Here is a 10,486-nt window from a genome sequence, read left to right on the forward strand (position 1 = left end):
CACTACCACTAGCCAAGGTCAGACTATCTCCACTCCAGGCTACTGACATAACCACACTGCTATGACCCTCTAGGGTTCGCACACAGTCCCCAGTCTGGACATCCCACAGTTTCACCGTTTTATCATCACTACCACTAGCCAAGGTCAGACTATCTCCACTCCAGGCTACTGACATAACCCCACTGCTATGACCCAAAAGAGTCAATATTTCTCTTCCTGTTAAAGCATTCCAAATTTGGACTCTACCCTTACTATCTCCTGTAACCAGGTATTTTCCATCTGGACTATAAGCAAGGGAATAAACTGATCCTAATGCCTTAGCAAAAAAAGTCTCTGTTAAATTTGCCCCCGTCAGGTTGACATTATACAAACTAGCCAAACCAAAATTCACACCAGGTATAACTGTCTCACTCAAATCCTGTTTTTCTAACGCCAACCGACTACCTTTGAGTAGCAACTGTACCGCATTACTACCACAGTAACCTGCTACTGTTTCAGTTTTACCTTTAGTGGCTTTAACTTTTGTTAATAACCGTTGATTTGCTGTTGTTGACAACATGGGAAACATTAAATCTAAGACGGCTTTGGCTAATAGAGTTTTCCCGAAAGTTTGACTTAAATCTGTTGTTCCTTGGTCGTAGGGAAGAACCTCCACAACTTCCTGAAAATCTGCTGCTAAAATCCCTAATTCTCGTCCCAATTTATAGGAGACAAAAAACTCCAATAATGAACGATGGGCAGGATAATAATCACCATCAGCATTTCTAATTAACATGGTTTGCCCCATCATGTCATAATGCCAATGATCTAAATCTTTTTGTTCCTGTACCGTTTCACCAAAATAACTACGAATTAAATCTGGAAATTCTTTATAATTTAAACTCATTTTGTCATTCGACAGCATTTCCCAGGATAATTCACACAAGAAATATAATTTATCTGCCATTGAGGTAAAAGTGCGGTCAGCTTTAATATCCCGTGCCATTTTCTGACGCACTGCATAGAGATAAACACGGGAAATATCCACAGGTTTACCAGCTTCAATATCCGGTAATGCTTCCATAATCAAATCAATCATTACCGGACGACGTGCCAAATCTAATAATTGTTCATTATTAATGATACTATCAACGGTTTCTGGTGTGGCTTTAAAATTAAGTACCTGTTTGATCTGTTGATCATCAAATTTTTCTAATTCTAAAACTTCAAATTGGGGTGGTTCTCCTGTGAGATTAGAAGTAGATGCTTGTAATTCTGCATTTAACAGGCTGCGTCCTTCTAATGCTTCGGGGAAATGTTCAGTCCGACAGGTTAAAATTGCTTTTGTTCCTTCTGTTCCCACAACTTTTGCTAATTCCCAGAAATTATTAATCATTGCTTGACGGTCTACCCGTGCGGCCATTTCGTCAAAGCCATCAAAAATTAATAATAATTTCCCCATGCCGTTAAGTTGTTCAAAGGCAGAATATCCAGGTAAATCAATTTGATGTTTACGAAAAAAGAACTCAGAAAATAGAGATTCAATACTCACCGCCTTAGCATAATCTCTTAAAGGAATCACTAAAGGAATACGCGGTCTTTGAGTACCTTTCTCTTTTGCTTCTAAATATTTTTTCAAAGCCAACCAAGCATAATGGAAAGCAAACCAAGTTTTACCTGTACCAAATTCCCCTAAAACCGATAAATGTTCTTTAACTGGGTCATCTAACCATTGATTAATATAACCCTCAATCCAATCGTCTTCTTTACCATAATGACTAACGCCAATATGACGTTTAGTTACTAAATCAATTTCTTCTTTAGTACAAGCCAAGGGAACATAATATTTATCAATTCCTCGGCTTTTAACTTCTGTTTCTAACCAATTAAAATAACCATTAAAATCAGCTTTTTTTTCGATTAATTCATCAAAGGTATAACAAAAAATCTGTTTTTTTTCTGATTTTTCAACTGTCTCTCTAGCTGCTTTACTAACTCGACGCGGTGCAACAATCCAACCTTGATCAACTTTTTGAGTTTCTACGATTGTTTTAACTGCATTAATATCATTAATTCCTGCTTCTGCTTCTACTCCGTGAATTAAAATGCGGTAATATCCTCCTAGTGGATGGGGAATATTAATAATCCATTCAAAATATTCTTTTTCTAAGACTTCGTAATTTTCAAATTTATAACCCAGTGTTTCAAACCATTTTTTCAATTGTTTAGCTAATTCCGTTTCTCTGGGAATTTCCCCATGTGGTAATAATTGCTGTTGACTTTGTGCTAATTGGGTAATTTGTTTTTGAATTTCTGCTAAAGGATTTAAACTATTTTGTAAACTCTCTAATTTATGGTCTTGTAAAATTTCCGTTGCTGTTCTGGCTCGTTTGGCAATTTCTACAAATAACCGGGCAAATTCAGTCAATTCTCGGCGATAATCAATATTTTGATGTTTGATTTTATTGCCAATATCAGAACTTTGAATAAAATTATCTAATGTTTGAATATTAAAACTTCTATTTTGACTAAATGCTTGCTGAAACTCTTCTTTAATTTCTTTTTCTTTAAATAACTGTAAAATTAACTGTAAAATAACTTTTTGTTTACCTACACCATACTCAATTAAAGTATAAACATAAACACCATCAAAATCATTTGGTGGTGTATCTGGTTTTAAACCAAATTTATTTAACAATCGTAATCGTATTTCGCTATACTTTAATTTATCTAAGACTTTATGTACTGTTTCCCCAATTAATGCGTCAACAACCTTATCAAGCATAAACAAAATCTGGTATAACGAATCTTTACTGTTTATACCATCAAACACATTTATCTGTCAAGCTGCTAAAAAATCACGGTTTATTTTGAGTACGGTGTATGGCGTTCTTATAACAAAAGCAGTGAGGGTAAGTAATGAGTCAGCAAGAATCTAATTATATTCCGTTCACCTCTAACCAAGAATTAGCAAACCCGATGGATTTATTACTTAATGAAGAATGGTTGAGAAAAAGCATTAAAGCTGAGGAAGAAGTAGGGGGTAATATTGGTGCTGGTTTAGATTGGGGTTCTGGTTTTAGTCAACTATTACTTAATCCCGAATTGTTTTATCGTTTAAAAACTTTGCGGATTTCTTTGAATCGAGAAGTGCGTTTGTTGCTTAAAGATTGGAATTTAGGAACTGCCACTTCTATAGTATCTGCTACCGCCAGAGAGAAGTTGCTGGAAAGATTCAGGCTACCTACACCTAATGTTAGAGAACATATTCAAATTGTGTTGCGGAGGGATGAATTTTTTGGTGAAGAGTTTATTTCTAATCATCAGGTTTTACGCGAACTGCTTGGGGTAATGTTGACAGAAAAAGATTGGGAAATTATTGCTTCAGTTGCGGCGGCTTCCTTGAAGCAGCAAATTATGAATCAGATTTTGGTTGAGAGAAGGCAACAACAATTCCAGTATCAATTAGAATCAGGGGATAATTATTCATGAGTTCTTGTTTGATGTCTTGCCTGAATTCTGTCAGCGATCGCTTTTTTGCGTACATCTCTATCTGACAAATCTCCTGATCCTTCTAGTAAAAATTTGGGATAACCACCCATTCGTTCTAAAACTGTTTTAGCTGAAGTTGGATAATTGTTAACAGGTGTTTCTAGGGATGAGATAAATTGCAAGACAAGTGGGATTTGTTGATTCCTACGGAGCGCTTCGCTATCGCTAAGGTTGGAGATCGCTTGTAAGAGTTCTTGGTGTGGATTGGTGGAGTACATAGTGATTAATTGGTGTTATGATGATTGCAATTTTAGCAAATGTATCGCTCTTTGGGAATTGGGGGGTGGGATAATCATACAATGATACTCAGGAAATTTAGTAGTTGTCATAAATGTGCAAATAGAATTATTAATAGTATAGTAAAATAAATACACTGAGATCAAGGATTAAACTCTAGGACAAAATAAAGCTATAATTTTCTCAAGAATAAAGAGGTAAAAACTATTTATGTCACAGCTTGAACAAATTGAAACTGCAATTCTCTCACTTCCATCTCATGATTTTGAGAAACTGAGACAATGGTTTTTAAACCTAGATTATGAACTTTGGGATGAGCAGATAGAACGTGATATTGCAGATGGTAAGTTGGAAGCATTAGCAGCAGAAGCGTTAGCGAAATTTACCGAAAGTATAAATGAGTTTGAGCGTTAACGAATTAAATTAATTGTAATTCCCAGAGATAAACTACTCCAAACTTTATCTGCTGTTAATACAGGTAAATTCAGGCGTTTACCTAAAGCAAGACAAGCACGATCTCCTAATGATAATCCTGCACTTTTGCTTAAAGGTCGAAATTTAGCTATAGTTATAGCATCTTCCTCATTGCAAGCAATAATTTCTAGACTATTTTCTAATAATCCTTCATCTCTCAATCGTTTAATAATTTCCTCTGGTGATTCTCCTAAATCAACAACTTTTGACAATACCTCTACCCAATTAATAATACTGATATAGCACCCATCAATCAACGCATTTTCTACAATTTCCGCTCCGGTTTCATCTCTAAGATAAGCTAAAAAGGCAGAAGCATCTAACACAGATTTATTCAATTAAATACTCCTGTCTGCGTTCCTGGATAAGTTCATCTACTAAGTTTCTATCAGGTGATTTATCTTTTAATAAACCTCTTAATTTTTTAACTTGTTGTTTGAGGCTGACTAATTGGAGTTTTCCATTATCTTCCAGAGTTAAAATTAATCTATCTCCTGATTCTAAATTCAGCATTTTTTGGATTTCTTTAGGTAAAGTCAAACGTCCTTCTGGTTCAATATCAAGTGTATATTGTTGAGGAATTGATAAATTAGCAAGTGTCATAGCTGAATATTTCCTTGTTTTATAGCCATTTACATTTTAGCAAAACTCTCAAAGCTAAAACATCTCAGCTTTCGCTCTATTTTTAAATCCTACTTATCAATCTCCATCGCCAAATCTTCAAAATTAGTAATTGTCACTTCCACATCAGGGAATATTGCCGTTATTTTCAACTCTCCTCCCATAGCTTCAATAACTTGTCGGAGATGACTAACATACATATCAGTACGATTCTCTAATCTAGAAATAGCAGGTTGTTTAATTTGCAACTTTTCAGCTAATTGAGCTTGAGATATTTTTAAAGCTTGGCGTAATTCAGCTAATGCCATTTCCTCTTTTAATTTAGCTGTTTGAGTAGCAATTTTGGCTTTTCTTTCTGCCGATAAATCTTTAGTAAGATTACTAAACTTTTTATGTCCTGTCATATTAAACCCTCCCGACTAATTTCTTGGAGATATTCTTCATAAAGACGATCTGCTATGGGAACATACTTTTCATAAAATCGCTTATCTCCTGTTTTATCTCCACCAATAAGTAAAATTGCCACTCGTCGCGGATCAAAAGCATAAAATACTCTGATTGGTTTACCGCGACTTTGAATACGTAACTCTCTCAGGTGAGAGTTTTTTGCACCTTTGACATCGGATGAATAAGGAAAGGGTAATTGTGTTCCCTTTTCTTCAAGTAGTTGAACAACGCTGACAATATCATCTTGTTGCTCTTCTCTAAGAGTTTGCCACCAAATATCAAACTCATTCGTATATTCTATTTCCCAACTCACTTTGTATTATATTACGTTGATGTAATAAATCATAGCTTTAATTTGTCAATTTTCACAACTTTTTTTGCCTGTACTGATACTGAGCAATTCTTTTAACGAGCCTAACGATACCATCCCCCAAGAGCTACAACTACGCATTTACTCTGTGTAATGGTAGCGATTTCACCCGTCGCCTGACTAGCAACTGACATTAATAGCCAGATAAAAAACAGATAAATAGCCATTAGGTCTATGTCAACTCATACAAGACCTTGTTAGCTCTAGAACTTTACTTAGGAGGTGACGATGATGACAAGATTAGAGGCGAAGTAAGTACCAACCCAAAACACCAACTAAAACCTTGATTACTCATCATTTTTTCCCAAACTCCTGCATGACTTGTTTAGTAATTTCTTGAATTGCTGCTAAAGTTGGAGGGATAATTTCGCTTTCCATTCCCAACCATAAAAGATATTCAATATTTCCCGCAGGGCCTGTTATTGGTGAATAAGTTAAACCCTGATATTTCCATCCTAATTCTAACGCCCCTTTCATCACATTAAAAATTGCATCTCCTTGGTCATCAGAATCGCGGACAACGCCTTTTTTGCCGATGCGAGACTTGCCAACCTCAAACTGTGGTTTTACCAGCAACACAGCCTCTCTGGGAGCTTGTGTTAATTGCCATACTGCCGGCAAAATTTTAGTTAAAGAAATAAAGGAAACATCCACAACTATCAAATCAGGAAATATGGCATTTTCAGCATATAATTCCCCTGGTTGTAGTTGACGTAAATTCGTCCGTTCTTTTAAAATTACTCGTTCATCATTTCTGATTTTCCAGTCAACTTGTCCATAACCAACATCTACACCATAAACTTGTTTTGCGCCGGCTTGTAATAAACAATCAGTAAAGCCACCTGTAGAAATTCCCCCGTCTAAACAAATTCTGTTAGTTACAGAAATTCCAAAACATTCTAAAGCTTTGACCAGTTTTTCCCCACCACGAGACACAAAAGGAGGACGTTCTTTAACTTGAATTTGGGCGGTAATATCCACTTCTGTCCCGACTTTATCAATTTTATGTTGATTGACAGTTACTTCTCCAGCTTGAATTAGCCGCTGTGCTTGTTGACGGGAAGCACATAATCCCAAATCTACTAATAATGTATCTAATCGCTGTTTCACCAATTTCACTTTTTATAGTTTTTTATATTTGCTTTTCTATTTTAAATCTAAATAGGAATTTTTTGTTGATATACCCAACTTCTTTAAGAAATCAGGGATATTCAATTTACAGTAGATTAATAAGTTATAGAATCTAAATTCAAAGTCGGACAGCAACCCAACAAATACTGGTAAATGTTGGGTTATGGCTATGGCTCCTACATCGCCACACTTCGTGAACGTTCCGATTGCTCCGCAAACGTTTACGTTCCACAACCCAATCTAGGTAATTCTATTTTTTGAGCTTAACTGACAAGTATTGGAACAGCAAACCAATTTCACTCCTGACTCCTGAATTCTGCTGTATGTCATTAGTTAGTATTGTGAATATGATGATCATTTAGTTGTGAGTTAGCACCATTGTTAACAAAACCCAAAGTAATTCGTTTCATAAACCAATACAGACCCCAAAGAATTACAAAAGTAATCATAATAATGACCAACGGCTGTTTACCAAGTATTTCCTCTATACCTTTGGTGATTATCGCATCTGGTTGAGTAATAAAGTCCCAACTGTTAAACCGTAAAAATCGTCCCCAATAAATACCAACAGCAGAAAGAGCATGAGTCATTAATTCCACAGAAAAAATCCATTTGCTTTTACCCGTTCGGTGTAAATAGTAGCCCAAATTGATCAAAGATATAACATAGGCTTCAAATCCGCCAAAAATGACGACAAAATACACAGGTATTAACACTAATGTAATCATCCATACTGACTGAACTCGCCGGATATCATCTATTAAATGAATAACATCAGTTAATAAATAAGGTGCGTTTGGTAGAAAAGCATAGAAACTCAAAAATCCTAGCCACCAAATCCATGAACCTCCGCGGTTTTTGCGAAATAGCCAAACACTTAAAGCCAAAGGGATAAAAGCCAAAAATAAATTCCAAGTCATCCAGCGCAAATTAACTTTTAAAACATGGAAAACCGTTGTTATTAATTCAATTACTTCTGCTTTCATAGAATTGAAATGTGTAAAATAAACTTATTTTTTGTTCACACAGTATTTGTAGTTGCAGACTTTCGACAACTCTAAAAATATTGTGTACAAGACTCTATTTTAGATCACGGTTGCAGAGAATGGTTGTCTTTCAGAATTTTGGCTTTTACATTACATAGGGTTTGCTGAATAAGTTGTCTGTGAGGGGAGGTGACAGGTGCTACGCCACGGGGACAGGTGACAGTTTCAACTATCTGGATATCCTCAATTTTCTAAATCCGACAAGGAAAAATGCATCTATTTTGAGACACCATCGGCCAAAACCTGGCACTTTTTGGAGATAAAAATCTGTAAAACCTTTATTAATAAGCGGTTTTGGCTTTATATGGCTAACGCCACGCTACGCTATCAGCAAGCTCTATATAGGAATCCCCATACTATATATTTTATACAGTTAATTTTTGGAAAATACATAGATTAACTATAATTTCTGAGCTATGCAATAGTAGTATTAACTAAGCTACAGAAATAGAATAATTTCTGACTTGTAAGGATGCAAAAATCACTGGCAAATGTTAAAATCGGGTTTTAGCTATCCCGACAGATAACGAAAAGTAAAGTTACCCAAAACCTCTTCTCTGTTCCCTGTTCCTTTCTATTCCCTTCTCATAACAATAATTTTTAATGTCCATTTACTTATATGAGTATGATTTTGATTATTGAAGATGAGCGTCAAATCAGAGAAAATATTCAGGAGATTCTTGAGCTAAATGGGTTTATTACCGTCACCGCAGCAGATGGATTAGAAGGACTACGCATGGTAGATAAACATCACCCAGACATAATTCTTTGCGATGTGATGATGCCTAAATTAGATGGACATGGATTTATTGAAGCACTACGTCGAAAGCCACTGACAGCAGAAATTCCTTTTATTTTTCTGACTGCTAAAGCAGAACACCGTGATCGGCGTCAAGGTATGCTACTGGGTGCAGATGACTATTTAACTAAGCCTTTTGAGGTTAATGAACTACTTAAGGCTATTTCTACACGATTAGAAAAACGTCAACTATTAACCCAACGTTATAAAACTCAGATTCAGCAAATGGAAACTGAGATATATAATCTAATGCGTCATGATAATTCAACTGGTTTACCCAATCAAATTTTTTTAGAAGAGTATTTTAATCAGAACCGTCTTCAAGCTGACAATCAAAATCAATTTTTGCCGTTGTTACTAATTGATATAAACTTGGTTTATCATAGTAAATTATTATTCAACTCAAGTTTTAAACACTTGTTAATGAAGGATGTAGCTGCACAATTACATAAGCTAAACTCTTCCAATCAGATTATTGGTTTCATGGCTTATTTAGAAAATGACCAATTAGCATTGTTGTTAAAGCCAGTGGAAGATGGGAGTATTGCTGGTGATATTTCTCAACAAATTTTAGATAGTTTGTCACAACCTTTAATTGTTAATGAGCAGGAAATATCTGTGCAAGCTAAAATTGGAATTGCTTGTTATCCAAATGATGCGCTGCAATTAGGAGAACTGCTAACTTATGCAGAAGTCACCTTGGAGCATTGTAAATTAGAAAATGGTAATTTCTATCGTTTTTATAATCAAGAAATTCTGGATATTGTTTTTAGAAGACTTATTTTAGAATCTGATTTTTTGCAGGCAATCGAGAACAAAGAATTTCAACTTTATTATCAGCCACAAATCAATGTTACAACTAAAAAAGTGGTTGGTATTGAAGCATTGATCCGTTGGCAACATCCAGAATATGGTATGATTTATCCAGCAGAATTTATTCCTATTGCTGAACAATCAGGTTTGATTATTCCTCTGGGGAAATGGATTTTAAGAAGAGCTTGTCAGCAATTAAAAAATTTACAAGCAGAAGGATTAGCTAATTTTAAATTGGCCATAAATATATCCCCTTTTCAGTTTAGACAAGAAAATTTCGTTCAAAAAATTAATGATATCCTTAGCGAGGAAAATTTTAACCCAGAACTATTAGAGTTAGAACTCACAGAAACGGTGTTTATTCAAGACATTGAACTTGTGAAAGACAAAATAAATGCCTTAAAGAATTATGGAGTTCAAGTATCAATTGATGACTTTGGTACAGGGTATTCATCGTTTAAATATTTGCACGAATTTTCCTTTAGTCATTTAAAAATAGATCGGTATTTTATTATCAATGTTGATAAAGTTGAAAATAAACAGTCTATTCTAAAAAGTATTATTCAGTTAGCAAATACTTTGAAGGTTGATATTATTGCTGAAGGAGTAGAAACAAATGAAGAGGTAAATTGGTTGAAACAAAATAATTGTGAAGTTATTCAAGGATATTTTTTCAGTCATCCTTTACCAATAGAAGAGCTGAGATTTTTTTTACTAGCTAATAATTTTCTTAACTGCTAGATTGGTCTGATTTACGTCGAAGGATGGAACTTGGTGCTGATGATTATTTAACTAAGTCACCGAGTCAAGAGTAAAACTGGCCTGGTATCTGGCTTTGCAGTTATATCCTGTACCTCATTGATCTGCAATTGGCTGTAAATAAGGAATGGTAATTGTAACTGTTGTTCCTTTGCCTATTTGACTATCTATATTAATTTCCCCTTGGTGCAAATCTACACATTTTTTCACGATGGAAAGTCCTAAGCCAGTTCCAGCAATATTACCGACATTAGAGCC

General features: G+C 35.1%; 13 protein-coding genes. 3 read left to right on the forward strand and 10 right to left on the reverse strand.

Going from position 1 to position 10,486, the window contains the following annotated elements; translation table 11 throughout:
• Positions 1-2,764 (reverse strand): NACHT domain-containing protein (locus PN471_RS05435; RefSeq protein ID WP_442867134.1); only part of this gene is annotated, 2,764 nt, incomplete at its 3' end.
• A 134-nt stretch (positions 2,765-2,898) separates the two neighbouring features.
• Between PN471_RS05435 and PN471_RS05440 the strand changes: the two genes are divergently transcribed.
• A complete protein-coding gene (locus tag PN471_RS05440; protein WP_271775975.1) occupies positions 2,899-3,471 on the forward strand; it encodes a hypothetical protein in 573 nt (190 codons plus the stop codon).
• Here the strand turns inward: PN471_RS05440 and PN471_RS05445 are convergent.
• Positions 3,462-3,749 (reverse strand): hypothetical protein, encoded by a 288-nt coding sequence (locus PN471_RS05445; protein ID WP_271775976.1) that lies wholly within the window; start codon positions 3,747-3,749, stop codon positions 3,462-3,464. The two genes, PN471_RS05440 and PN471_RS05445, sit on opposite strands and share 10 nt — an antisense overlap.
• Before the next feature lie 229 nt (positions 3,750-3,978).
• On the opposite strand from PN471_RS05445, the gene PN471_RS05450 reads away from it, so the two are divergent.
• Positions 3,979-4,182, forward strand: coding sequence for a hypothetical protein (locus tag PN471_RS05450; RefSeq protein WP_213710361.1), 204 nt, complete (start codon positions 3,979-3,981; stop codon positions 4,180-4,182).
• On the opposite strand, the gene PN471_RS05455 is transcribed toward PN471_RS05450, so the two are convergent.
• From PN471_RS05455 to PN471_RS05485, 7 genes are all read right to left on the reverse strand, one after another.
• Entirely contained in the window at positions 4,179-4,580 is a 402-nt protein-coding gene (locus PN471_RS05455) for a PIN domain-containing protein (RefSeq protein WP_271775977.1), read from the reverse strand. The two genes, PN471_RS05450 and PN471_RS05455, sit on opposite strands and share 4 nt — an antisense overlap.
• Positions 4,573-4,845 (reverse strand): AbrB/MazE/SpoVT family DNA-binding domain-containing protein, encoded by a 273-nt coding sequence (locus PN471_RS05460; RefSeq protein WP_190384231.1) that lies wholly within the window; start codon positions 4,843-4,845, stop codon positions 4,573-4,575. Before PN471_RS05460 ends, PN471_RS05455 begins: the two co-directional genes overlap by 8 nt.
• A gap of 89 nt (positions 4,846-4,934) precedes the next feature.
• On the reverse strand, positions 4,935-5,267 hold the full coding sequence (locus PN471_RS05465) for an XRE family transcriptional regulator (protein WP_190384232.1): 333 nt from the start codon (positions 5,265-5,267) through the stop codon (positions 4,935-4,937).
• Complete coding sequence (locus PN471_RS05470; RefSeq protein WP_168695090.1) at positions 5,264-5,623, reverse strand: type II toxin-antitoxin system RelE/ParE family toxin; 360 nt, start codon at positions 5,621-5,623, stop codon at positions 5,264-5,266. Before PN471_RS05470 ends, PN471_RS05465 begins: the two co-directional genes overlap by 4 nt.
• A 101-nt stretch (positions 5,624-5,724) precedes the next feature.
• A complete protein-coding gene (locus PN471_RS05475) occupies positions 5,725-5,847 on the reverse strand; it encodes a hypothetical protein (RefSeq protein WP_271775978.1) in 123 nt (40 codons plus the stop codon).
• 127 nt (positions 5,848-5,974) lie between these two features.
• Positions 5,975-6,793 carry a TlyA family RNA methyltransferase gene (locus tag PN471_RS05480; protein WP_271775980.1) on the reverse strand — a complete coding sequence of 273 codons (819 nt, stop codon included), beginning with the start codon at positions 6,791-6,793 and terminating at the stop codon, positions 5,975-5,977.
• A gap of 347 nt (positions 6,794-7,140) precedes the next feature.
• Positions 7,141-7,797: a DUF1361 domain-containing protein gene (locus tag PN471_RS05485; RefSeq protein WP_193896261.1), complete on the reverse strand. Its 657-nt coding sequence runs from the start codon at positions 7,795-7,797 to the stop codon at positions 7,141-7,143.
• A 685-nt stretch (positions 7,798-8,482) separates the two neighbouring features.
• Between PN471_RS05485 and PN471_RS05490 the strand changes: the two genes are divergently transcribed.
• On the forward strand, positions 8,483-10,210 hold the full coding sequence (locus PN471_RS05490; protein ID WP_271775979.1) for a putative bifunctional diguanylate cyclase/phosphodiesterase: 1,728 nt from the start codon (positions 8,483-8,485) through the stop codon (positions 10,208-10,210).
• Between the two features lie 114 nt (positions 10,211-10,324).
• Here the strand turns inward: PN471_RS05490 and PN471_RS05495 are convergent.
• On the reverse strand, positions 10,325-10,486 hold a 162-nt coding region (locus PN471_RS05495), incomplete at its 5' end, for an ATP-binding protein (protein ID WP_271775981.1).

Origin of the sequence: Aphanizomenon sp. CS-733/32 (assembly GCF_028330045.1) — a bacterium.
Lineage (GTDB): Bacteria > Cyanobacteriota > Cyanobacteriia > Cyanobacteriales > Nostocaceae > Dolichospermum > Dolichospermum gracile.

Coding starts and splice junctions, on each gene's coding strand:
- PN471_RS05485 (WP_193896261.1), bottom strand. CDS start 7,797: ATGAAAGCAGAAGTAATTGAATTAATAACAACGGTTTTCCATGTTTTA.
- PN471_RS05440 (WP_271775975.1), top strand. CDS start 2,899: ATGAGTCAGCAAGAATCTAATTATATTCCGTTCACCTCTAACCAAGAA.
- PN471_RS05475 (WP_271775978.1), bottom strand. CDS start 5,847: ATGGCTATTTATCTGTTTTTTATCTGGCTATTAATGTCAGTTGCTAGT.
- PN471_RS05450 (WP_213710361.1), top strand. CDS start 3,979: ATGTCACAGCTTGAACAAATTGAAACTGCAATTCTCTCACTTCCATCT.
- PN471_RS05460 (WP_190384231.1), bottom strand. CDS start 4,845: ATGACACTTGCTAATTTATCAATTCCTCAACAATATACACTTGATATT.
- PN471_RS05445 (WP_271775976.1), bottom strand. CDS start 3,749: ATGTACTCCACCAATCCACACCAAGAACTCTTACAAGCGATCTCCAAC.
- PN471_RS05490 (WP_271775979.1), top strand. CDS start 8,483: ATGATTTTGATTATTGAAGATGAGCGTCAAATCAGAGAAAATATTCAG.
- PN471_RS05465 (WP_190384232.1), bottom strand. CDS start 5,267: ATGACAGGACATAAAAAGTTTAGTAATCTTACTAAAGATTTATCGGCA.